The sequence below is a fragment of the Desulfomicrobium orale DSM 12838 genome, assembly GCF_001553625.1.
Lineage (GTDB): Bacteria > Desulfobacterota > Desulfovibrionia > Desulfovibrionales > Desulfomicrobiaceae > Desulfomicrobium > Desulfomicrobium orale.
In genome coordinates, this window is the sequence record NZ_CP014230.1 from 2534232 (window position 1) to 2558648 (window position 24417).

A 24417-nucleotide genomic window follows, 5' to 3' on the forward strand; every position below is an offset into this window, starting at 1 on the left:
TCCGTAACTCTCCCGGCACGCTGGGGAAAACCGCTCCGGCAGCCGGCTACCACAGGGGCCAAGCCGCCCGGCCCGGACATCATCCGAGTTTCATCGGGTGAGTGATACAGCCCGTCACGGCGGTAGCCGCGGCCACGGCCGGACCGGCCAGATACACTTCCGCGTCCAGACTGCCCATCCGGCCCCGGAAATTGCGGTTGGTAGTGGACAGACACCGCTCGCCGCCGGCCAGGATACCCATGTGCCCGCCCAGACACGGTCCGCATGTGGGTGGGCCGATGATGGCCCCGGCGTCCAGAAAAATGCGCAGAAGCCCCTCGTCCATGGCTTGGGAATACGCGCCCGGAGAAGCGGGAATGACGATGAGGCGCACGCCTTTCGCCACCTTGCGCCCCCGGATGACCCGTGCCGCTTCGCGCAGGTCGCCGATGCGGCCGTTGGTGCACGATCCGATGACCACCTGGTCCACACGCACGCCGGACACCTCGTCCACGGGCCGCACATTGTCCGGCAGATGCGGACAGGCCACCAGCGGCGGCAGACCATTCACATCGAAGGCCAGTTCCCGGACATAGGCCGCGCCCTCGTCGGCGGCCAGCAGAGTGTCTCCCGTCCGTCCATGGCTCCGGCAATAATCCAGAGTTTTTATGTCGGCGGAGAAAAGCCCGGCCTTGGCTCCGGCCTCGATGGCCATGTTGGCCATGGTCATGCGCCCTTCCACATCCAAGGCGTCGACGGCCTCTCCGCCGAATTCCAAAGCCCTGTACAGCGCCCCGGCCACGCCGATTTCGCCGATGGTCAGAAGAATCAGATCCTTGCCGCCCACATATTCGGGCAGTCTGCCCGTGAAATTGACGCGGATGGTCTCCGGGACCCTGAACCAGGTTTCCCCCAGGGCCATGGCCGCCGCGATGTCGGTGCTGCCGAGTCCCGTGGCGAAAGCGCTCAGACCGCCGTAGGTGCAGGTATGACTGTCCGCGCCGACGATGATATCCCCCGGCCCCACCAGCCCGTACTCCGGCAGTATGGCGTGCTCCACGCCGGAATCGCCGCCCTCGTAATAATGGACAATGTCCATTTCGCGGGCAAACTCGCGCACCAGCCGGACCTGCTCGGCGGAATCTATATCCTTGTTGGGCGTGAAATGGTCACAGACCAGCGCCACGCGCTCCGGGTCGAACACCCGCACGGCGCCCATCTCGCGCAGAGATTTGATGGCCAGAGGAGCGGTGATATCGTTGGCCAGCACCAGAGACACCCGGCAGCGCACGATCTGGCCGTCGGCAGTGACGGCCTCCTCCGTATGCCGTTGCAGAATTTTCCGGGCTAGAGTCTGGCGCATGCGTTCTCTTCCTCTTTCTTGGCCAGACGGTTCAGGGCGTTCAGGTAAGCCTTGGCGCTGGCCTGGATGATGTCCGCATCGGAAGCCCGGCCCACGGAAGTCTTTCCGTTTTCCTCTATCTTGACGGTCACTTCGCCCTGGGCATCGGTACCGCCGGTGATGGCGTTGACCGCGTAGCGGATGAGCTTCGGCCGCCGCCCCACCACCCTGGCGATGGTATTGAACACGGCGTCCACTGGGCCGGTGCCGAAATCGGAAATGACCCGCTCCTCCCCGTCCACATACATTTTGATGACCGCGTTAGGGATGGCCATGTTACCGCTGACGGCGCTCAGGTACTCCAGCCGGTACTTGTCGGGGATGCGGAAGATTTCTTCCAGAATCACGGCCTCCAGATCTTCCACGAAAATTTCCTTCTTGCGGTCGGCCAGTTTCTTCATGGCCGCGAACACGATGTCCACCTGACCGGCTTCCAGACGGTAGCCCAGGTCCTCCAGACGCCTGACCAGGGCCGCCCGGCCGGAATGCTTGCCCAGCACCATATCCTCGTCCTGACGGCCCACAGACTGCGGCGTCATGATTTCGTAGGTCTGACGGTTCTTCAGCATGCCGTCCTGGTGGATGCCCGATTCGTGAGCAAAGGCGTTGACGCCGATGATGGGCTTGCAGGGCGGGATGGGCTGTCCGATGATCAGGGAAAGGAGCCTGCCGGATGGAAAAAGCTGCTCTTTTCTGATGCCGGAGGCCAGCCGGTAAAAATCCCGGCGGACCTCCAAGGCCATGACCACCTCTTCCAGTGCCGCGTTGCCCGCCCGCTCGCCGACGCCGGTCAGAGTCACCTCCGCCTGGCGCGCCCCGGCTTTGAGGGCGGCCAGAGTATTGGCCGTGCCCAGGCCCAGATCGTTATGACAGTGCACGGAAAATACGACCTTGTGGCTGCCTTCCACGTTTTCCAGCAGATAGGCGATGAGTTCCGCGAACTCCTGGGGCTGAGTGTAGCCCACGGTATCGGGAATATTCACGGTGGTCGCCCCGGCGGCAATGGCCCGTTCCAGAACGCGGCGCAGAAAGTCGCGGTCCGAGCGGGAAGCGTCCTCGGCGGAGAATTCCACGTTGGAGGTTCTGGCGGCGGCGTAACGGACGGCGGCCTCGGCCATCTCCAGCACCTGATGAGGCTTTTTGCGCAGCTTGTGGCGCATGTGAATGTCCGAGGTGGCTACAAAGGTATGCAGGCGGCCATGAGGATTGTGCCGGACAGCCTCCCAGGCGCGGTCGATGTCTTCGGGCAGGGCCCGGCACAGGGCCGCCACCTGACAGTTCTTCACGGTGCCGGCGATATCGCGGACGGATTCGAAATCTCCCTGGCTGGCGGCCGGGAACCCGGCCTCGATGACGTCCACGCCGAGAATTTCCAGCTGCCGGGCCAGACGGATTTTCTCGTTGCGGTTCATGGTTGCGCCCGGAGACTGCTCGCCATCCCGCAATGTGGTGTCGAAGAAGAACACCTTGTCCATATTTTCTCCGCTTTCCGAAACCATAATCGATTCCAGAAAAGTTACAATATTGCCCGGGAAAAAGGACGCTGGAAGGTCTACGGCATTTTCTGGGAAGAATCCCGGAGCAGGGACCGCCCTCGCAGGGGAAGGATGAAGTAGGTGTGGAACAGGCCGGAAAAGATGTAGCCGACGAAAAAGAGAAAACCGAGCAGCTTGGGCTCCGAGGCCACCAGCACGAACAGCAGCAACGCCGTGACCGTGGCGCTGAAACGGTGCGCACGGAGCATTTCTCCATCCTTGAAGGATGCGTAACGCACGTTGCTGACCATCAGGATGGAAACGAGGAAAGCCAGGGCCAGCGTAACGCCGGGCAGCCACACGGCCATGTTCTCCGGAATGTAGGAGGAGAAGAAGACAAAAGAGGCCAGGGTGCAGGCCGCGGCGGGAATGGGCAGGCCGATGAAGAATTTCTTGCTGATCTTGCCCGTCTGGACATTGAATCTGGCCAGGCGGAGGGCTCCGCAGGCAATGACCAGAAACGAGGCCATGATGCCCAGGCGGCCGAAGGCGTGCGTCTGCCACTGGTAGATCATGAGGGCCGGAGCCGCACCGAAAGCCACCAGATCGGCCAGGGAATCAAGCTGCACGCCGAAATCCGAGGCGGAATTGGTCAGCCGGGCCAGTTTGCCGTCCAGTCCGTCAAAAACGCAGCTGACTATGACGGCCAGGGCCGCCATCTCGAAACGCCCGTCAATGGACCACAGCATGCCCAGAAAGCCCGACAGCAGGCTGGCCATGGTCATCATGTTGGGCAGAAGATAATAACCCCGGTGTCTGGGTTTGGGCAGTTCCATTGCGCGGTGCCTGGTTACTGTTTGCGGGCCAGGATGGTCTGTCCGGCGAAAACCTTTTCTCCGATGCGGACAGCTGGCGCATAGCCAGCGGGAAGATACAGGTCAACTCTGGAGCCGAACTTGATCAGGCCGAAACGCTGCCCGCGCGCCAGTTCGTCCCCTTCCTCACCCCAGCAGATGATCCGCCGTGCGATGAGCCCCGCGATCTGGACCATGGTCCACTGCTTGCCGTCGCGGTCCTCGATCAGCATGGCGTTGCGCTCGTTGTCCGTGGATGCCTTGTCGAAGGAAGCATTCAGAAACTTCCCGCCGAAATAGGAAATCCGGGCGATGCGTCCGGCTACGGGCATGCGGTTCACATGCACGTTGAAGACGTTCATGAACACGCATACGGCCGTGCGTTCCTCGCCGGTCAGGGGATCAGACATGGGCTCGATCTTGATGATCCTGCCGTCGGCCGGAGAAACAGCCGCGCCCGCGTTCTGGGGAACCACGCGCTCGGGGTCGCGAAAAAAGTTGAGCACCAGAAAAAGGACAGCCAGTAAAAGGACAGCCATGGGCCAGCACCCGATCAGGGCAAAAGTCAGGGTGGCCACGGTGGTCAGAAAAATAAAAGGCATGCCCTCAAGAGACAGGCCGATGCTCGGCTTGTGCATGGTCGCTCCTTACGGTTTGAATGTGGATGGGACAAGACCGCCGCAGACACCGGGGCCTTCGCGGCCACGCGTCCTTGACGCGCCGTCGGAGGTGAAGCGGCTTCCGGAAGCTGGCATTTTCTCATGCAAGGACTATTTTCCCGGCCGCTCCCCGGAATATTGCTTCTTCCATTCATCGAGAAACAGGATGGCCGTCTCCAGACGGTCCAGAGGGCCGTTCTGGGCCCGCACGGCCCAGACCAGATCCGCAAAAGGCACCGACGGCGAGAGGCCGAGCTTCAGCAGCAGCGCGTCCAGTTCGCCGCGCAGTTCTTCCGGAATTTCTTCCGGCCAGGACGAAGAACGGGGAGCGGCCATGAGCGGGGCCATGTGTTCCAAAAGCGCCGTCATGCGGTGGGTGTAGGTGTGTTCGGCCAGCACCCGCGCCCGGCTCCGGGCGGCCGCCTCGGCCCGCAGCTCCGGCCGGAAACGGTAGTGCTCGATGGCGGCCAGCAGACCGTCCATGTCCTCGAACAGAACCAGCTCGTCCGGCCCGAAGAGTCCGTCCATGAGGCTTCTGCGGTCCACCAGCTGAAAGGCTCCGCAGGCGGCCAGCTCGAAGGTGCGCGGGTTGACGAAATCCCCGTCGCCCACCAGCGCGCCCGGCCGCACGGAAGAGTGCAGATTGATGTTGATGGACGAAGCATTGAAAATCCGCACCACTTCGTCCGTCTCAATGCGCTCCCCGCCGCGCTGAAGGTGGCCGGCCAGCACCATTTCTTCGTCCCAGTCGTTGCCCCAGATGCGCAGATCGTAACGCGCGAGCTGCCGGAAAGCCAGGCGGCGGTTGGGATAGCCCGCGCCCACAAAAGACAGTTCGCTCCCGTAGCGGGTGCGCTCCCCATCCGTGAGATCCAGGGGACGGTGCACGGAAGGGTCGGCCGCCAGAGGCAGATACAGCGAATTGGACTGCCCCACGGCTGCCAGCTTGTCCGGGAAATTCCCCTTCTGGATCACGGCGAAAACATCGTACAGAGGAGCGAACGCCTTCCAGTAGGTGAAAAGTTCGTGATCCTCTACAAACCACATGGCCGTGGGCACGCCGTCGCGCCGCAGACGCTTCAGGGCCTGCCGGGACAGCGGAGCCTGGGCCAGAGCCAGAACCATGTCCGGAGAAAAAGCTTCCACCTTGGCCAGTACGGCCTGAGAGACCACCTGCAGAAAACTGTTTTCCAGATGATCCAGACGGTCCAGCCCCACGCGCAGACCCTTCAGGGCTTCAAAGACGGAATAAAAGGCCGGGGCCTCGAAATATTCCACCAGATGCCCCAGCCCGCGCAGGGCATTGCCGCAGTACCGGCCGATGGGCAGAGAGCCGCCGTACATGGGCAGAACGATCAGAATCCGTCTGGAGTCCGCCATCGTCCCGGTCCCGCCCGTTTCACACATCCAGCAGACTCGCGCCGGTCATTTCATCGGGTTTGGGCAGGCCCAGCACGGCCAGCACCGTGGGAGCCACGTCAGCCAGCCGTCCGTCGCGCACCCGCACCCGCTCCGGCCCGCAATAGACGAAGGGCACCGGATTCAGGCTGTGGGAGGTCTTCATGTTGCCGGCCTCATCCAGCATGTCCTCGGCGTTGCCGTGATCGGCCGTGACCAGAAGCGTTCCGCCCAGACTCCGCACCTTGTCCATGACCAGCCCCAGGCATTCGTCCACCGCCTCGCAGGCCTGAACCGCCGCGGGAATGACACCCGTGTGGCCGACCATGTCCAGATTGGCGAAATTGCAGACGATGAACGCATATTGCCCCGAGTCGAGCGCGTTCAGCAAAGTTGCTGTTACCTGGCGCACACTCATCTCCGGCTTCTGATCGTAGGTGGCCACATCCCGCGGTGAAGGCAGAAGCTGCCGGTCCTCACCCTCAAAGGGCGTTTCCCGGCCGCCGTTGAAAAAGTAGGTCACATGGGCGTATTTTTCCGTCTCCGCCGTGCGCAGCTGCCGCAAGCCGCGTTCGGACAGAACCTGCCCCAGAATGCGGTCCATGCCCGCCGGAGGAAAGAGCACCGGCAGGTCAAAGGCGTTATCATAAAGAGTCATGGTCGCGCAGGTGCACAGATCAGGTTTCCGGCCCCGCTCGAAACCCGTAAATTCTTCGGTGGTCAGCGCGCGGACCATTTCCCGCGCCCGGTCAGCCCGGAAATTGAAAAACAGCACTCCGTCTCCGTCTCCCACCAGACCGGAGGGCGCACCATCACGCAGGATCACCCGCGGCTTCACGAACTCGTCGCTCTCTCCGGCGGCGTACGCCTCCTCCACGGCCTGCATGGCACTCGAAGCGATGGGGCCCATCCCCCGGGTCAGGGCGTCATAGGCCAGTTGCACCCGCTCCCAGCGCTGGTCCCGGTCCATGGCGTAATACCGCCCCGATACCGTGGCAATGCGCCCGGCACCCATCTTCGCGAGCGATTCCTCCAGAGTCTGGATATACCCCAGCCCGCTTCGCGGCGGCGTATCCCGGCCGTCCAGAAAGGCGTGTATGCAGATGTCGCGCACGCCTTCGTCGGCCAGGATGCGTACCAGTGCGTCCAGATGCGTCTGCATGCTGTGCACGCCGCCGTCGGACACCAGCCCCAGCAGATGCGCGCGGCCCGTGCTTTCTCTGACGCTTCGGGCCAGACGCAGCAGTTCCGTGTTCCGGGCCAGTTCACCGCTTTCAATGGCCATGTCGATACGCATGATGTCCTGATAGACGATGCGCCCAGCTCCGAGATTCAGATGCCCCACCTCGGAATTGCCCATGAGCCCGTCGGGCAGCCCCACATCCCGGCCCATGCACTTGAGCTCTCCATGAGGGCATTCCCTGAACAGACGGTCCATGTTGGGCGTCCGGGCCAGACTGACCGCGTTGCCCGGCCCCGGCGCGGCCTTGCCCCACCCGTCCAGAATCAGCAGCACGCACGGAGCGCTCATGGCCGCGCCTCACTGTCTTCGATGGTCAGGGGGAATCTGGGTGCCTTGGCGTAGAGGCCCTCCATGTTGAACAGGGACCGCACCTCGTCCTGAAAAATATGCACAATCACGTCGTTTCCATCCAGAAGTACCCACTGGCCCTGCGTCATGCCTTCCACGCCCAGGATTTCCCACCTGCGTTCGCGGAAACGCTCCATGAGCTCCTCGCCCAGAGCCTGGGCATGCCTGGCCGAGCGGGCCGTAGCAAAAATCATGGCCTCAGTCAGGCCCGACACACCCCGCAGATCCAAAGCGCTGATGGCCGTCCCTTTCTTATCCGCCAGCCAAGCCGCGATCAGCCCGATTTTTTCTTCCATGGCTGCCTGTCACACTCCTTCAATATGATCCGCACGCGCCCCATTTAGGGCAAATCCGCTTGCAGAGCAATGATATGCCTGATGATAGGCTGCGTACATCCGGTCAATGCCAAAGGCCCGCACGCTTTCCCGGCCGTTCCGGACCAGATGTGCGGCGAGTTCCGGCTCCCGGCGCAGCCGGTTCAGTTGTTCGGCCAGTCGTTGCGGTCTGCCGTTTTCAAAAACCAAGCCGTTTTCGCCATCCCTGACCAGTTCAAGATTGGAGGCCAGATTGGAACACACCACCGGCACTCCGGCGGCCCAGCCTTCCTTGATCACACCGCTCGATCCCTCCCCGTGGGCCGATGGCACCACCAGTATGTCCAGATGCGGCATGACTTCCGAACTTTCCACCCATCCTTTCCAGACAATCCGCTCCTCAAGCCCCAGCCGTGCCGCGAGCTCCCGCAAGGATGGCCCGAGCTTGCCCTCGCCGACAATCCAGATTTCAGGGGGTTCTTCCATCGAAGCCAGAGCGCGAAGAAGCTGGGCATGCCCTTTCTGGGGAGAAAGGGCGCCGATAATGCCAAGGCGTCCATTGTTGGCCCGGCGCGGCAGCCTGGTGAACCGATCTAGCGGGATGGCACTTGGAATGACCACCGTGCGCCTGACACCCGCCGCCGCGACCCGTTCTTCCACTTCCCGGCTGACGCAGATCACCAGACGCCCCAGACGATATTTCCATCTGCTCCAGCCGGACCCCAGAGCATAGGAAACCCGCCGGGTATGCATCAGCACAAGGCCACGGCGTAAAAAAGCGCAAATAGCGCCCAGAGAGGCCGCGCGGGCGTCATGGGTGTGCAGGATCTCGCGGGGAAGCAGATTTTTGAGCAGGAAGACGGCGTTTCGCGGATGAAAATCGAACCGGCGGGGCAAAACCAGCGTGGGCAGGCCGCGCTTTCCGGCCTCCAGGAGAACAGGCGCTCCGGCCGGAGCCGCCACGCGCACATCATAACCCTGCCGAAGCTGCTCTCCGGCCAGATACAGGACCTGCCGCTGCCCGCCCCGGTATTCCATGCCCAGGTCCAGATGCATGACGCGAAGCGGCGGCGCATTCTCCATAACGGCGGGCCGCCTCTTATCCCCGAAGCGGCTGGCCGTGGGCCTTGCGGTCGGCCACGAGCATCCGGCGCAGTTCCGCGCTCACAGGCCCCGGCCGCCCGTTTCCGATGACCCGTCCATTATAGCGCACCACGCCCACGGCGTCGATGCTGGTGCCGAGCAGAATGATCTCGCGGCAATCATACAACTCGTCCTCGAGTACGGGGCGGCTCATCACCGGCATGATCTCCCCGGCCAGACGCATGGCCCTGAGCAGAGTGGTTCCGGGAAGAGCGTTACGCAGTTCCGGCACCACCAGCGTCCCCTCGCCGTCCACCAGCACCGCGTTTTCCGTGGAACCCTCGGCCAGAAAGCCCTCGTCGTCAAAGCACAAGGGAAATTCCGCGCCCTGGTCCACGGCATCTTTTTTCATCAGCACATTGGGCAGATAATTCACGCTCTTGATTCGGGACATCCAGCCCTGCTTGGCCGGGATGCGCGTCCGCACGGCGCTGACTCCGGCAGCCCAGAAATCTTCGGGTCTGGGCGCCGAACGCCTGGCCACGATGTACAAGCTCGGGGCCGGGCATTCGCGGATATCCAGAGCGAATCCTCCAGGACCACGGCCCACCAGCACCATCACATTCCCCGCATCTGCCTGGCCAGCCAGACAGACCTGCCGAATGAGTTTGTCCAGCTCCACCTTCGTCACCGGCGGCTCAAGCCCGATGGCCTGGGCCGAACGCTGCAAACGGTCAAGGTGTTCATCCAGCTGGTAGATGGCTCCGTCCTCGAAACGCAAGGCCTCGAAAATCCCGTCCCCCCGATGTACCAGATGATCATCCAGCGGGATGAGCATAAGCCGGGGATTGGTGAAGATCGCCCCCAACCGGTGGTCGTAAAAGGCCAGGATGTTTTCCTCACCGGAGCGGGGCAGGGACAGCACCCGCTCCCAGAACAGTTCTTCGGATCCCAATTCGGCCATGGCTATCTCCTCCACAAGCGACAACGCCCCGTTGGCCGGGGCGTATCGAAACAGATTGCATTTCCGCGCGGTTCTCCACCAGTGGACGGAGGATTACGGCACACGCAGCAGATTTCTTTCCAGCAGGGCTTCGGCTATCTGCACCGCGTTCAGGGCGGCACCCTTGCGGATGTTGTCAGCCACAATAAACATGTTCAGGCCGTTGGCGATACTCTCGTCCTCGCGGATGCGCCCCACGAAAATATCGTCCTCCCCGGCGGCCACAACGGGCATGGGATAGATCTTCTCACCGGGATTATCGTACACGCGAATGCCCGGAGCCTGGGACAAAATGGCTCTGGCTTCCTGCGGGCTCAGCTTTTTCTCCGTCTCGATGTTCACGCTCTCACTGTGTCCGTAGAAAACGGGTACCCGAACCGTGGTCGCGGTCACCCGGACGGTGTCGTCGCCCAAAATTTTCGTGGTCTCCAGCACCATCTTCATTTCTTCCTTGGTGTACTCGTTGTCCAGGAAGACGTCGATCTGGGGCAGACAGTTGAAGGCGATGCGATACGGATAAACCTCACTGGCCGTCTCCTGCCCGTTGAAAAGCTGCCGCACCTGGGACTCCAGCTCGGCAATGGCCTTCTGTCCCGTGCCCGACACGGCCTGATAGGTGGAGACCACCACCCGCCTGATGCGCGCGGCATCGTGCAGGGGCTTGAGCACCGCTACCATCTGAATGGTGGAACAGTTGGGATTGGCGATGATGCCCTTGTGCCAGGCCAGATCATCCGGATTGACCTCGGGCACCACCAGCGGCACGGCCGAGTCCATGCGCCAGGCACTGGAGTTGTCCACCACCACACATCCCGCCTTGACGGCGCAGGGCGCAAACTTCTCCGAAGTGCTGCCGCCCGCGGAAAAAATGGCCAAGTCCACGCCGACGAAGGAATCTTCCGTCAGTTCCTGCACAGTCAGGGAACGGGAGCCGCATTCCACGGGCGTGCCTGCCGAGCGGGAAGAAGCCAGGGCACGCACTTCCGCATGAGGAAAATCGCGCCGGACCAATGTATCGAGCATCTCCCGTCCCACGGCGCCTGTCGCGCCCACCACGGCCACCACCGGTTTCTTGGCCATCATTCCCTCCAGTAAATGAGCGTTTTCAGCAATCCGAATGCGTATCCCGCACGGTGGAATCCTTCCAGATTTCCAGACAGGTATCGGCCCTGTTCAGAGTGTACAGATGCACTCCGGGCGCGCCGCGGTCAAGCAGATCCCGAATCTGCGCCTTGGCAAACCCAAGCCCCAGACCACGCACCCCACTGTCGCCGTAGACATGCTGAACGTGTTCCAGATCGCGCATGTATCCTTCCGGAACAGAAGCCCCGCAAAAACCGAGCATGCGCTTCAGGGCCGCCAGATTCCGCACCGGCAGTACCCCTGGAATGATGGGGACAGTCACTCCCGCTGACCGGGCCTGATCCACAAAGCGGAAATAAGCGTTGTTATCGAAGAAAAGCTGGGTGATGACGAAATCCGCTCCACACTGGACTTTGTGCCGCAGCCACGCGATATCACGCTCCATGGACGGCGCTTCCGGATGCTTCTCCGGATATCCGGCCACACCAACGCAAAACCGGGGGAAGCCATCGCGGATAAAGTGCACCAGATCACAGCCGTGCCGGAAGTCCTCGCTGTCGGGGATGAAAGTGGTTTCGCCGCGAGGAGGATCCCCTCGCAGAGCCAGAATATTTTCACACCCGGAATCCGCGACGTCTTCCAGAAAAGAGCTGAGCCCGGTGCGATGCGCACCCACGCAGGTCAGGTGCAACAGCGGCTCCAGCATGTATTCCTGTTTCAGGCGGGCCGCTATTTCCAGCGTGTTATGCCGGGTGCTGCCGCCAGCCCCGTAGGTTACGGAACAAAAAACAGGCGCCAGGACCTTGAGTTCCCGAACGACATCAAAAAAACCGGGCCACTGCGCCCGGTCTTTGGGAGGAAAAAACTCCAGCGACAGAAACGGCTCCCGCCGCTGGAGCAGTTCGGCAATGCGCACAGTCACCCTCCGCTAATGCCATTGTTGTTTTGCGGACCGCCTCTTCGGACCTAAACCCCACAGCAGAACTATATAACATCGCCGATGGAGAATATGGGCAAATACATGCTGACCACTAGTCCACCCACCACGACGCCCAGAAATACGATCATCAAAGGCTCAATGAGCGAGGTCAGAGTCTCCACCGCAACATCCACTTCATCGTCATAAAAATCCGCAATTTTGGCCAGCATGGAGTCCAAAGAACCCGTTGTTTCGCCGATGGAAATCATGTGAATAACCATAGGCGGGAATACACCCGTGTCTTCCAATGGCTCGGCCAAAGTCTGGCCTTCGGCAATGGATTTCTTGGCCTCGAGCACCCCCAGTTCCACGGTTTTGTTGCCCGATGTCTTGGCGACGATATCCAATGCGCTCAGGATGGGTACGCCGCTTGATACCATGGTGGAAAACGTCCGGCTGAACTTGGCCACGGCGGCCTTGCGGAGTAAAGGACCAAAAATAGGCAGAAACAGTATCCAACGGTCTACCAGTATCTTTCCCTGTTCCCATTTGTAGAAAAAGCGGAATCCCACCAGAAAAAGGATGAACCCAATTACCAGCCACAGAATATTCTCGGTGACGAATCTACTGAGATCAATAACAATCTGGGTCGGCAAAGGTAACGCAGAACCGAAACTTCGAAACATCTGCTCAAAGGTGGGAATAACAAAAATAAGAATAATTGCGACAACGGCAACTGCCACTGTCACAACCACGCCAGGGTAAATCATGGCCCCTTTGATCTTGGCTTTGAGCTTAGCCGCCTTCTCTATGTATTCGGACAACCGCAGCAGAACAATATCCAGAATACCGCCGGTTTCACCCGCATTGACCATGTTTGTGTAGAGGGCGTCAAAAACATCGGGATGTTTCTTCAAAGCCTCATAGAGAGAGCTGCCGCCTTCGATATCGTTACGCACGGAATACAGCTTGCGGCGCAATTTACTATTTTCGGTCTGTTCACACATGATCTGCAGCGCTTGCAGGATAGGCACGCCAGCGTTGATCATGGTGGCGAACTGACGGCTGAAAACCACCATATCGCGGTCCGAAACGCCGCCCTCAAGGGGAGTCCCCTCCAGCAAATCCTTGGGTCTGGGTTTGACCCAGACAAGAGAATATCCTTTCCGGCGCAGAATATTTTCCGCAAATTCCAGACTGGGAGCATCAAGGTCCCCCTTGACGGTTCTTCCGTTACGAGCCTTTGCCTTGTAGATAAAAATAGCCATACAGATATTCTCCAGAAAAAAGTCAAAATATGGGATTACAATGCTCCCAACACGTAAATATATCAAGGGGCTAATCTGAGCTTCTCCTTCAATCCGTCTTTTGCCCTTCCAGTTCCTGCAGTTCCTTCTCCAGATAAGCCAGTTCCGACATGAACTCCTCGGCTTTTTCCTGCAGCCGGGTGAACTTCCGTCCCAGTTCACCGGACCGTTCCACATCGGCATAGGTGGCCGGATCCGCCAGCAGAACCTCAAGTTCGCCCTGTTCCGCGAGATTGGCCTCTAGCTGGGCTTCAAATTTTTCGTATTTTTTCCTGAGGGGTCTGACCTGCTGATGAATCCGGTTCCGCAGTTCGGCCTCCTCCCGCTTTCTCTGTTTCTGATCCTGCCGGGCTGCTTTGGGCTGCCGCGCCTCTGCATCATTCTCTTCCTTTTTGCGGGCGTGATACTCGTCAAACCCGCACTGGTGAACTTCTATACCCTGCGGCGTGAGTTCCCAGATTTCGTTGACCACTTCCGACAGCAGATAGCGGTCATGGGCCACGGCCAGCATGGTCCCGGAATAGGCGCACAGGGCCTCGATCAGGGCTTCCCGGCTTTCCATGTCCAGATGGTTGGTCGGCTCGTCCAGAACCAGAAAGTTGGCTCGGCTGAGGAAAAGGCTGGCCAGAACCAGCCGGTTCTTTTCCCCGCCGCTCAATTCCTCCACCTTCTTTTCCCAGTACCGTTCGCCCAGCATGAAGAGCCCGAGCACGGACTTGAGCTGGAAATCCGAGCTGGAGGGAGAGGCCAGACGCCGTATCTCGGCCATGACTGTCTGGGTCGGACGCAGAATATCCGTCTGGTGCTGGCTGAAATAGCCGGTCACGATGGATGATCCCAGCGAAACCCTGCCCCGCGTGGGTGCAAGTCCGCCAGTGATGAGCTTGATCAGGGTGGATTTGCCGCGGCCGTTGGGGCCGACCAGACCGATCTTCTGGCCGCGGTACAGATGAAAAGTCAGACCGGAAAACAGCTCCGCATCCGGAAAGGAAAAGGACAGGTCCACGGCCGAGAGTACCGTCTGGTTGCCTCGCTCGGGCTCGGGCCAGGAAAAGGACAGAGTCCGGGTACGGACTTCAGGCGCGATCCCGTCCAGTTCACCCTGCAGCCTGCCGATCCGCACCAGCCGGCTCTGGGCCTGCCTGGCCTTGGTGGCCTTGGCCCGGAAACGGTCCACAAAAGCCTGGTTGCGGCCGATTTCCGCCCGCAGTTTTTCCGCCTGGCGCCGGTTCTGCTCCCCGCGCTCGGCATTCCATTCCAGAAACTGCGAAAAGTTGCCGTCGCGCAGCACGGGTTTTTCTCCGCCGAGAAAAAGCACCCTGTTGGCGCAGCGGTCCAGAAAATAGCGGTCATGGGCCACAAAGACGAGAGCGCCCTGAAAACTCTGCACATAGGACTCAAGCCACTCCACCGCTTCCAGGTCCAGATGGTTGGTCGGCTCGTCCAGAAAAAGGATATCAGCCCCGGCCACCAGCACCCGGGCCAGCTTGGCCCGCTCCCGCCAGCCACCGCTCAGTTCTCCCAAGGTCCGGGAAAAGGCGGCCGGGGCAAAGCCCAGGCCGGACAGAATGGCATGGGCCCGGTGTTCGGGATTGTAGCCGTATTGGTGTTCCAGCTCCGCCTGCCGGTGATGCAGTTCCATCAGAGCCGCATCGTCGCCCTTTTCCAAGGCCGTCTTCCAGTCCATCCAGAACTCAGCCCAGGAGGGCAGCACCTCCAGCACGAAATCCTCGAGTCTTTTCTCCAGATCCGCCCGGCCCAGATCCTGACGCACGAACCCGATCTGAGCGCCCTTGGGCGTACTGACCCGGCCGCTGTCGGGAGAAACCTCTCCAGCCATGATCTTGAGCAAAGTGGATTTTCCGCAGCCATTGGGACCCACCAGAGCCAGCCGCGTTCCGGAATGAACCTCCAGAGACAGCCCGGAGAACAGATCCACCCCGGAATACGCCTTGGAGACCGCCTGAACCGTGATTCTGGACATTACTCGGCTTCGAAAAAGATGGATATCTGCGTCATCAGGGACGTGACAGACTTGTTGAACATATCCTCGGAAAACTCTTCGGCCGGGAACTTGGTCTGCAGCATCAGAAATTCTTCCTGCTCATCGCCCAGCGGCGGGGTGACGGTCAGCGAGGCTCCGAGCAGATCGCCGTTCAGGGTCAGCAGATCCAGCAGATCCTCCCTGCCCGCGTCCTCAATGGGACCAAGAGACAGGGACACCGTGACCGTGGGCAGATCAAAGGTGCCCTGATTGGGTTCCAGAGACAGAAACCCGCTGCCCTCCTCACCCAGTTCGAAACCCCACAGAGCACCGTCCTCTGCGGCGGGGGAAATGGGTTCGTACTCCGAAGCCGCTTTTTTGAGCACGGCTTCCATTTTCTGGGCAAAGGCGACCAAATCCATATTTTCCTCCACAGGCAGTTTACGGCCGGGCTGCGGCCAACAAAAAAGAAAGTTTCCCATAGAACGCTCCGCGCCGGACTGACAAGCTCTTTGCCCGGAGCCCGCACCGGCTGGAATACACGCTTCTTACATATTTCCTCTCCGGCGGAAAATACGTTAGCGGCGGGGACCAACTTCAGCAGTGCCAACCATGGACAACACTCTCTCCCATCTTCTCATGGACTGGTTTACGCGCCACCAGCGGGACCTTCCCTGGCGCAGAACCTACAGCCCGTATCACGTCTGGATTTCGGAGATCATGCTGCAGCAGACCCAGATGGAGCGCGGCGTGGAGTACTTCAACCGCTGGATGCGAAAACTCCCCGATGTGGAGGCCCTGGCCGAAGCCCGCGAGGACGATGTGCTCAAGCTGTGGGAGGGGCTCGGATACTACTCCCGGGCCCGCAATCTGCACAGGGCCGCCTGCATCCTGTGCTCCGTGCACGGCGGCTGTTTTCCCTCCACGCCGGAGGAGCTGCAGAAGCTTCCGGGCATCGGCCCGTACACGGCCCGGGCCATTGCCAGCATCGCCTTCGAGCGGGACGTCTGTGTGGTGGACGCCAATGTGGAGCGCGTCTGCAGCAGGCTCTATAATATCGATACGCCCGTGAAAAACCGCGACACCAGAAAGCGGATAGAAGAAATCTGCGAAGCCCTGCTTCCTCCGGGCCAGGCCAGAATCTTCAATCAGGCCGTCATGGAGTTTGGCAGCCTGCTCTGCTCTCCCCGGACGCCCGGCTGTCCCGTCTGTCCGGTACGGGAATTCTGCGCCGCCCTCCGGGAAGGCGTGGTGGATCAGCGCCCCGTGCTCCGGCCGCCTGCAAAACCCATTTTTCTGGACATGGCCACCGGCGTGCTCCGGCGCGAAGGCAGATTCTTCGTACAGAAACGCCTGAGCGACGATGTCTGGGGAAACCTGTGGGAATTTCCCGGCGGCGTGGTGGAACAGGGCGAGAGTCCGGAACAGGCGGTCATCCGTGAGTATCTGGAGGAAACGGGCCTGACCGTCTCCCGCCCGGCACCCATCGGAAGATTCAAACATTCCTACACCAGATACCGGATCACCCTGCACGCCTTCTTCGTCGAAGCCGAGACCGTGGCTCCCGTCGCGCTCACCGCGGCCCAGGAATACCGCTGGTCCACCTGGGAAGAAGTGTGCAGTCTGGCCTTTCCCGCCGGGCACCGGAAACTCGTCGAACACCTGTCCCTGTTGCGCAAATTCGAAATGGAGACCAACTCATGACCACCTTCACCATTCTTCTTGTCCTGACCGCCCTGGCGGTACTCATTGCGGCGGCCGTCGGCGGGCTCGTCTTCGCCCTGGCCGCGCCGCTTCTGGGCACCGTGATCGCCCTCATCTTCGGCGTCTCCGTTCTGGGCACTCTCATCAGCTCGGCCCTGTTCTGCTACGAAGAAAGCACCCGGACGGGAAAACCCGCCATGCCCCTTCTGAACCTGTGCCTGCGTGCCGCGCCCCTTGGCATCCTCTCCCAGGCCGCCATGTTCTGCCTGTATCCTCTGGGTCTCTGGCCGGGGCTCTGGAGCAGGCCGACATCCGGGAAAGATCTGGTGGTCATGGTTCACGGCCTTTTCCACAACGCCGGGGCCTGGGCACTCTTCCGCCACCGGCTTCATTCCAAAGGCTATGCCACGGCCTGCTTTTCCTACTCCAGCTGGGGGACGGAGCTGGAAGAAGTCGTCCGGGATCTGCAGGAATATCTGCGCGATCTGGCGGCCCGAAATCCCGGCCGGAATATCCACTTGGTGGGGCACAGTCTGGGCGGACTGCTTCTGCGGGCGGCTCTGGGCAGCATGGAAACACCGGAAAACGTACGTTCCGTGGTCACCCTCGGAGCACCCTTCGGCGGCAGCAAGCTCTCCCCTTTCGCTTTTCAGTCTTTGGGGAGGTATCTGCAATACGACGGCGAAACCGTCCGGCGTCTGGCCGCCTTGCCCCATCCCGGCCATGTCCGCTCCCTGGCCCTGTATTCCCCGGTGGATGGTCTGGTTCTGCCAAGCGATGCCCTGCACTGCTCCGCGCCGGGCTGGGTCGAAAAAGAAACGGCGCCCGTCAGCCATGTTTCCATGCTGTACGCCGAAAGCGTCTTCGAAGATGCAAAGCGATGGATGCGGGAAGTTTCAGGCAACTGAAGGCAGACTTTTCCCTGCGGAAAAAGTAGCCGCCAAAACGCGTCTGGACCGCGGGCAATCTCCCGCCGCATCGGCGGAAGGACCCGCGGCCCGGATGTTTCCGTAACGAGAATACTGTCTAACGAATGAACAGCATTTCCTGATAGCTGGGCAGTTCCCACAAATCGTCGGCGATAATGGTTTCCAGCAGGTCGGAATGCTTCCTGACCTCCCGCATGGCGGGCAGGATGGTATGGCAGTAGAATCTGGCCTGGGCCTGGCTGTCGACACCCTTGTCCCCTTCCATCAGAGCCTGCAACTCATAGGTGACCTTCTGCATGGCGCGCAGATTGGCCGTGAGCTGGTCCAGGGTGGTGGTGCCGTACTCCTTGCCGATGGCCTTCAGGTTCGCACAGGCCTGGGCCAGTTCGTTCTGGTAGCGCACGGCCGCCGGGAAAATGATGGTCTTGGCGATGCGCAGCATCAGATTGGCCTCGGTCTCGATGGTCTTGCAGTACTGCTCGGTATAGATTTCCTCGCGGGAGAACAGTTCGTTCGCGCTCAGCACATTGTAGCGGGCAAAAAGCTCGACGGAGGCGAGGCTGCTGATGGCCGGGAGGGCTTCGGGCGTGGTCCTCAGATTCGGCAGACCGCGCCGGGCGGCCTCTTCCTGCCATTTCACGGAATAGCCGTCGCCGTTGAAGATGACACTGTCGTGTTCCGTGATGACCTTCTGCAGCAGGGTCTGCACGGCCGCGTTGAGCTTTGAGGAGTCGCCGCCTGTGGCCGCCTCCAGTTCCGTGGCCATATAGTCGAGCGACTCGGCCACCATGGTGTTGAGCGCCACCAGAGAGCCGGCCACGGACATGGACGAGCCCACGGCCCGGAATTCGAAGCGGTTGCCGGTGAAGGCGAAGGGGCTGGTCCGGTTGCGGTCACCCGGGTCAATGGGTAGAGGCGGCAGGGTGTCCACACCCACGTTCATGATGGACTTCTGCTTCGACCCCTCCACCTTGCCCTTTTTGATCTGCTCGAACACGCTGGTCAGATTGTCTCCCAGATAAACGGATATGATGGCCGGGGGGGCTTCATGGGCTCCCAAGCGGTGATCGTTGGAGGCCGTGGCCACGGTGGCCCGCAGCAGGGCTCCGTGTCTGTGCACGGCGCGGATGACCGCGGCGCAGAACACCAGAAACTGGGCGTTTTCATGCGGCGTGTCGCCGGGATCGAACAGGCCGCCCACTTCCTCGTTGCCGATGGAATAGTTGAGATGCTTGCCCGAGCCGTTGATGCCGGCAAAGGGCTTTTCGTGCAGCAGGCACATCATGCCGTAGCGCTTGGCTACCGTACGCAGGATGGTCATGATCAGCTGGTTGTGGTCCGTGGCCAGATTGCCGGGCTCGTAGATGGGCGCGATCTCGAACTGGCTGGGCGCCGTCTCGTTGTGGCGGGTTTTGACCGGCACACCGAGCTTGTACAGATCTCGCTCGGCCTCCATCATGAAAGCCAGGACGCGGCGCGGCGTCACTCCGAAATACTGGTCCTCGAATTCCTGCCCCTTGGCGGGCTTGGCCCCGAAAAGCGTCCGCCCGGCGATGAGCAGATCGGGCCGGGCAAAGGCGAAATGGCGGTCGATGAGAAAATATTCCTGCTCCACTCCGGCGTAGCAGGTCACGGGGAGCCTGGTCTCCACGCCGAAGAGCTTCAGTACGCGCTTGGCCTGCCTGTTCAGGGCCTGAAGGGAGCGCAGAAGTGGTGTCTTCTTGTCCAGGGCCTCTCCGGTCCAAGACACGAAGGCCGTGGGAATGCACAAAAAGGTGCCGTTGGGATTTTCCAGGATGAAGGCCGGGCTGGTCACGTCCCAGGCCGTGTAGCCCCGCGCCTCGAAGGTGGTGCGCAGGCCGCCCGAAGGGAAACTGGACGCGTCGGGCTCCCCCTGGATCAGCATGTGCCCGCTGAATTCCGAAACGGCGCCGCCCTTGCCGTCCGGGACGAGAAAGGAATCGTGCTTTTCCGCCGTGAGCCCGGTCAGAGGATAGAAAACGTGGGTGAAATGAGTCGCGCCCTTCTCTATGGCCCAGTCTTTCATGGCGTTGGCCACCACGTCCGCTACGGACGGGTCCAGCTTTTCCCCGAACTCCATGGTCTTCTTCAGGGATTTGTAGACGTTTCTGGGCAGGCGGGTGCGCATGACCGAATCGTTGAACACGTTGCAGCCGAAAACATCCGTGGGCGATGTTTCGCTGAAATTCAGGGGCGCGTGCGTGGTTCTGTAGTCGGTGATGGCTTTGATGGCGTCGCGGCGGGCCGAATTCCCGTTCATGACATTCCTCCGGAAAAATTTGGCGCGGGGAAAAGCACCCGGATCTCAGGGCAGAGTGTCTCCCGCGCCGCGGACAGGCTACCGTAAGCGGCCGGGATTACGGGCAGCGGATTAAATGACATCTCCGGAGCATGCAATACGAAAAAGTCCGGGCCGCCCGGAGGAAAAGCCCGCTCTCGGCCGAACGAAAAAGGCGGCCTTTTCCGGCCGCCGCGAAAACCATCAGGGCAGAGGGGCCACCTTCCAGATATTGCTCGCGTATTCCATGACCGCCCGGTCGCTGGAGAACATGCCCATGTGCGCGGTATTGAGAATGGACATGCGCGTCCATCCGGCCGCGTCCAGATAGGCATCCTCGACCCGCCTCTGAACTTTGATGTAGTCTTCGTAGTCGGCCAGCATCATGTAGTAATCTCCATGCGACAGCAGGGAATCCACGATGGGCCGGAAAAGCCCCGGAGCCTCCGGCGAGAACGCTCCGGTGGCGATCATGTCCAGAGCCTTTTTCAGCTCCAGCGACTGTTCATATATCTCCCGCGGGTCGTAGCCCTCGCGCCGCAGGGTTTCCACTTCTCCTTCCGTGCGGCCGAACAGGAAGAAGTTTTCCTCGCCCACGGCCTCGCGGATCTCCACGTTGGCCCCGTCCAGGGTGCCTATGGTCAACGCGCCGTTCAGGGCGAACTTCATATTTCCCGTGCCCGAGGCCTCCATGCCCGCCGTGGAAATCTGCTGCGACAGATCCGCCGCGGGAATGATCCGCTCGGCCTGCGACACGCAGTAGTTGGGCAGAAACACGACCTTCAGGACGCTGCCCACCGCCGGATCGGCGTTGACCACCTGGGCCACGGAGTTGATCAGCTTGATGATCAGCTTGGCCTGCTGATAGCCGGGCGCGGCCTTGCCCGCGAAAAAGACCGTGCGCGGCGGATGGGGCTGGCCGTTCTGCCCCCGGAGGCGGTTGTAGAGCGTGATCACGTGCAGAACGTTCAGCAGCTGACGCTTGTACTCGTGGATGCGCTTGATGTGCACGTCGAAAAGCGTGGACGGGTTGATGCCGAGCCCCAGCTTCCGCAACACGTACCGGGCCAGCAGCTTTTTGTTTCTCCGGCGGACTTCCTGCCAGCGCAGCTGAAACTGGGGATCATCGGCGTAAGGGGCCAGTTCCTCGAGGCGGGATAAATCCGTGACCCACTTCTCGCCGATGACCGAGGAAATCAGCTCCGACAGGGCCGGATTGCACTGGTACAGCCATCTCCGGGGTGTGATGCCGTTGGTCACGTTGGTGAATTTTTCCGGCATGATCAATGCGAAGTCGCGGAACAGCTTGTCGCGGATGATCCGGGAATGCAGGGCGGCCACGCCGTTGACCGCATGGCTTCCCACGATGGCCAGATGCGCCATGCGCACATGCTTGCCGCCGTCCTCCCCGATGATGGACACCGAGCGGACCAGATCCTCGCGGCCGGGGAACTGCCGCCGCACGCCCTCCAGAAAATGATGATTGATCTCGAAGATGATCTGCAAATGGCGCGGCAGGACGCGGCCCAGAAGTTCCGCCGGCCACACCTCCAGAGCCTCGGGCAGCACCGTGTGGTTGGTGTAGGCGAAAGTCCTGCGGCAGATGTCCCAGGCCCGCTCCCAGACCAGGGACTCTTCGTCCACCAGGATGCGCATCAGCTCGGCGATGCCGATGGCCGGATGGGTGTCGTTCAGCTGCACCGTGACCTGCTCCGGCAGGCAGTCGAAAGAAGAATAGTTGTTCTTGCGGAACCGCCGCATGATGTCCTGAAACGTCGCGGCCACGAAGAAATACTGCTGCCTTAGGCGCAGCTCCCTGCCCACGGGGCTGTTGTCGTTGGGGTAGAGCACCTTGGAGATGTTTTCGCTCTCCACCTTGGCCTGCACCGCACCGATGTAGTCGCCCCGGTTGAAGTGCTCCAGTTCGAAGTCCCGGCTGGAAATGGCCTTCCACAGGCGCATGTTGGTCACGTTGCCGTTCCGGTGCCCCGGCACCATGATGTCACAGGCCATGGCCATGACCGTTTCCGTGTCCACCCAGCGGAACCGCTCCTGTCCGGCGCCGTCCCGGTAGGACTCGCTGCGGCCGAAAAAATGCACCGGATACATGAAATGCCCCCGGCGCAGCACCCAGGGAGAATCCTGACGCAGCCAGTTGTCCGCACCCTCCTGCTGAAAGCCGTTGACGATGGTCTGGTAGAAGATACCGTAATCGTAGAGGATGCCGTAGCCATAGCCGGGAATCCTGCAGGTGGCCATGGAATCCATGTAGCAGGAGGCCAGCCGGCCGAGCCCGCCGTTGCCCAGACCCGGATTCCATTCCTCCTCGGCCAGATCATCCAGATCCAGGCCGAAATCGCGTACGGCTTCCCGGCAATCCTCCTCCAGTCCCAGAGCCTGGATGTAGTTCATCAGGAACTGGCCGGGCAGAAACTCAAGCGACATGTAATAGACCCGTTTGGTGATGGCGTCGTAGTAGCTGCGCTGCGTATCCAGCCATTTTTCCACCAGCCGGTCCCGCACGGTGTAGCACAATCCCAGATAATAGTGTTCCTTCCGCGGCGGAAACGGGTCGCTGCCCAGAGTCAGAGCCACATGCCGCTGAATATCGTCTTTCAGAGCCTCTACAGTCCGGTTTTGCTTCTGGCCTGTCATCGCGCCTCCTTTTCTCTTTTCCTCGCACATACCAGAATCCTGGCCCGACAGAAACCTGAAAATACCGGAAACCCTCACGGGAAAGAATCCGCATCGGGAAAATTGGCGCTTCAGTTCCGCCGTGACTTCGGCTAAAGGACTTGGCGCCGCGCATCGCGGAAAAATGCGCGCATAGGGAACCCGGACGGACGTCCCTCTCCGGGCGGGCATACTTCATTTCTCAAGGAGGCTTTTGTGAAGAAACTGCTCTTTTTCGCTCTGGCTCTTGTCTTCCTGGCCACGGCGGCCCAGGCCAAGACGCTCAGGATGGCCCTCGACGCCGACCCCGAGTCCATGGACCCCCATGTGCAGCTCTCGGGCGGCATGCTCCAGTACAACCATCTGGTCTTCGATCCGCTCATCCGCTGGACCAAGGACATGAAGTTCGAGCCCCGCCTGGCCGTCAAATGGGAACGTCTGGACTCCCTGACCGTGCGCTTTCACCTGCGCAAGGACGTGAAGTTCCACTCCGGCAATCCCATGACCGCTGCCGATGTGGCCTGGACCCTGGCCCGCCTGAAGAAAAGCGAGGAATTCAGAGGGCTCTTCACTATTTTCACTGCCCCCAAAATCATCGACGACCACACCATCGACATCGTCACCACCGAGCCCTACCCGCTCCTGGAAAACATGGCCACCTACATCTTCGTCATGGATTCCAAGTTCTATTCCGGCACCGACGCCAAGGGGAAACCGAAAGACGCCATCGTGAAGACGGAATACTCCTTCGCCAACGAAAACGAGTCCGGCACCGGGCCGTACATGGTGACTTCCCGCGAACACGGCGTGAAGATGGTCTACAAGCGCTTCGCCGACTACTGGGACAAGGACAGCAAGGGCAACGTGGATGAAATCGTCCTGACGCCCATCAAGGAAAACGCCACCCGCACGGCAGCTCTCCTGTCCGGCGGTGTGGACTTCATCGCGCCCGTCCCGCCCCAGGACTACGAACGCCTGCGCAAGAACGCCGACGTGAACATGGTCACCATGACTGGCAGCCGCGTCATCACCTTTCAGCTGAACCAGAAGAAAAAGCCCGAATTCGCCAATCTGAAGGTGCGCCAGGCCGTCATCGCGGCCATCGACAATGCGGGCATCGTGGCCAAACTGATGAAGGGCACGGCCACGGCGGCCCATCAGCAGGCGCCCGAGGGTTTCGACGGCTACGTGGCGGACCTGAAGCCCCGCTTCGACCTCGAAAAGGCCCGGGAACTGATGAAGGAGGCCGGGTACGAAAAGGGTTTCTCCTGCACCATGATCGCCCCCAACAACCGCTACGTGAACGACGAGAAGATCGCCGAGGCCGTGGTGTCCATGCTGTCCAAGATCGGCATCAAGGTCAGCCTGAAGACCATGCCCAAGGCCCAGTACTGGGACGAGTTCGACGCCCAGGTGGCCGACATCCAGATGATGGGCTGGCACCCGGACACGGAGGATTCGGCCAACTATTCCGAATACCTGCTCATGTGTCCCAACAAGGAAACGGGCAAGGGCCAGTACAACAGCGGCAACTACTGCAACGCCAAGCTGGACGAGCTGGTGAACAAGGCCAATGTCGAAACGGACAAGGAAAAACGCAGGGCCATACTCCAGAAAGTGGAACGCATCGCCTACGAAGACGCGGCCTACGTGCCCCTGCACTGGCAGGATCTGTCCTGGGCCACCAAGAAGAACGTGAATATCGAGCCTGTGATCAACATCATGGACTTCCCCTATCTCGGAGATCTGGTCGTGGAATGA

19 protein-coding genes are annotated in these 24417 nt (G+C 60.8%); 3 read left to right on the plus strand and 16 right to left on the minus strand.

Annotated features, from left to right (window positions below; all coding sequences use genetic code 11):
- Window positions 1-79: 79 nt before the first annotated feature.
- The 14 genes from AXF15_RS11875 to AXF15_RS11940 form a co-directional block, all read right to left on the minus strand.
- Window positions 80-1342: a 3-isopropylmalate dehydratase large subunit gene (locus AXF15_RS11875; protein WP_066607796.1), complete on the minus strand. Its 1263-nt coding sequence runs from the start codon at window positions 1340-1342 to the stop codon at window positions 80-82.
- Window positions 1327-2880: a 2-isopropylmalate synthase gene (locus AXF15_RS11880; RefSeq protein ID WP_066607805.1), complete on the minus strand. Its 1554-nt coding sequence runs from the start codon at window positions 2878-2880 to the stop codon at window positions 1327-1329. Before AXF15_RS11880 ends, AXF15_RS11875 begins: the two co-directional genes overlap by 16 nt.
- A gap of 53 nt (window positions 2881-2933) precedes the next feature.
- Complete coding sequence (gene pssA, locus AXF15_RS11885) at window positions 2934-3692, minus strand: CDP-diacylglycerol--serine O-phosphatidyltransferase (protein WP_066607808.1); 759 nt, start codon at window positions 3690-3692, stop codon at window positions 2934-2936.
- Between the two features lie 14 nt (window positions 3693-3706).
- Window positions 3707-4348, minus strand: coding sequence for a phosphatidylserine decarboxylase family protein (locus tag AXF15_RS11890; protein ID WP_066607811.1), 642 nt, complete (start codon window positions 4346-4348; stop codon window positions 3707-3709).
- A gap of 132 nt (window positions 4349-4480) precedes the next feature.
- Window positions 4481-5749, minus strand: coding sequence for a CgeB family protein (locus tag AXF15_RS11895; RefSeq protein WP_066608987.1), 1269 nt, complete (start codon window positions 5747-5749; stop codon window positions 4481-4483).
- Between the two features lie 19 nt (window positions 5750-5768).
- A complete protein-coding gene (gpmI, locus tag AXF15_RS11900; RefSeq protein ID WP_066607813.1) occupies window positions 5769-7298 on the minus strand; it encodes a 2,3-bisphosphoglycerate-independent phosphoglycerate mutase in 1530 nt (509 codons plus the stop codon).
- Window positions 7295-7654, minus strand: coding sequence for a ribosome silencing factor (gene rsfS, locus AXF15_RS11905; RefSeq protein ID WP_066607815.1), 360 nt, complete (start codon window positions 7652-7654; stop codon window positions 7295-7297). Before rsfS ends, gpmI begins: the two co-directional genes overlap by 4 nt.
- Before the next feature lie 9 nt (window positions 7655-7663).
- Window positions 7664-8755, minus strand: a complete 1092-nt coding sequence (locus AXF15_RS11910) for a glycosyltransferase family 4 protein (protein WP_066607817.1) — start codon at window positions 8753-8755, stop codon at window positions 7664-7666.
- A gap of 16 nt (window positions 8756-8771) precedes the next feature.
- On the minus strand, window positions 8772-9719 hold the full coding sequence (locus tag AXF15_RS11915) for an aminotransferase class IV (protein WP_066607829.1): 948 nt from the start codon (window positions 9717-9719) through the stop codon (window positions 8772-8774).
- A gap of 93 nt (window positions 9720-9812) precedes the next feature.
- Entirely contained in the window at window positions 9813-10838 is a 1026-nt protein-coding gene (locus AXF15_RS11920) for an aspartate-semialdehyde dehydrogenase (protein ID WP_417926402.1), read from the minus strand.
- A 25-nt stretch (window positions 10839-10863) separates the two neighbouring features.
- On the minus strand, window positions 10864-11757 hold the full coding sequence (metF, locus tag AXF15_RS11925; RefSeq protein ID WP_066607835.1) for a methylenetetrahydrofolate reductase [NAD(P)H]: 894 nt from the start codon (window positions 11755-11757) through the stop codon (window positions 10864-10866).
- A gap of 68 nt (window positions 11758-11825) precedes the next feature.
- Window positions 11826-13028 carry a type II secretion system F family protein gene (locus AXF15_RS11930; RefSeq protein ID WP_066607837.1) on the minus strand — a complete coding sequence of 401 codons (1203 nt, stop codon included), beginning with the start codon at window positions 13026-13028 and terminating at the stop codon, window positions 11826-11828.
- 88 nt (window positions 13029-13116) lie between these two features.
- Window positions 13117-15051 carry an ABC-F family ATP-binding cassette domain-containing protein gene (locus AXF15_RS11935; RefSeq protein ID WP_066607841.1) on the minus strand — a complete coding sequence of 645 codons (1935 nt, stop codon included), beginning with the start codon at window positions 15049-15051 and terminating at the stop codon, window positions 13117-13119.
- Window positions 15051-15473 carry a hypothetical protein gene (locus AXF15_RS11940; protein WP_151192377.1) on the minus strand — a complete coding sequence of 141 codons (423 nt, stop codon included), beginning with the start codon at window positions 15471-15473 and terminating at the stop codon, window positions 15051-15053. The genes AXF15_RS11935 and AXF15_RS11940 overlap by 1 nt, the downstream gene beginning before the upstream one ends.
- Window positions 15474-15663: 190 nt before the next feature.
- Here AXF15_RS11940 and mutY point away from each other — a divergent pair, with 190 nt between their 5' ends.
- Both mutY and AXF15_RS11950 read left to right on the plus strand, forming a co-directional pair.
- Window positions 15664-16755, plus strand: a complete 1092-nt coding sequence (gene mutY / locus AXF15_RS11945) for an A/G-specific adenine glycosylase (RefSeq protein ID WP_066607845.1) — start codon at window positions 15664-15666, stop codon at window positions 16753-16755.
- Window positions 16752-17663 (plus strand): esterase/lipase family protein, encoded by a 912-nt coding sequence (locus tag AXF15_RS11950; protein ID WP_066607847.1) that lies wholly within the window; start codon window positions 16752-16754, stop codon window positions 17661-17663. The genes mutY and AXF15_RS11950 overlap by 4 nt, the downstream gene beginning before the upstream one ends.
- A gap of 118 nt (window positions 17664-17781) precedes the next feature.
- On the opposite strand, the gene AXF15_RS11955 is transcribed toward AXF15_RS11950, so the two are convergent.
- Together AXF15_RS11955 and AXF15_RS11960 are read right to left on the minus strand one after the other, a co-directional pair.
- Window positions 17782-19965: a glutamine synthetase III family protein gene (locus tag AXF15_RS11955; RefSeq protein ID WP_066607850.1), complete on the minus strand. Its 2184-nt coding sequence runs from the start codon at window positions 19963-19965 to the stop codon at window positions 17782-17784.
- Between the two features lie 222 nt (window positions 19966-20187).
- Window positions 20188-22638 (minus strand): glycogen/starch/alpha-glucan phosphorylase, encoded by a 2451-nt coding sequence (locus tag AXF15_RS11960; RefSeq protein WP_066607852.1) that lies wholly within the window; start codon window positions 22636-22638, stop codon window positions 20188-20190.
- A 234-nt stretch (window positions 22639-22872) separates the two neighbouring features.
- Between AXF15_RS11960 and AXF15_RS11965 the strand changes: the two genes are divergently transcribed.
- Window positions 22873-24417, plus strand: coding sequence for an ABC transporter substrate-binding protein (locus AXF15_RS11965; protein ID WP_066607855.1), 1545 nt, complete (start codon window positions 22873-22875; stop codon window positions 24415-24417).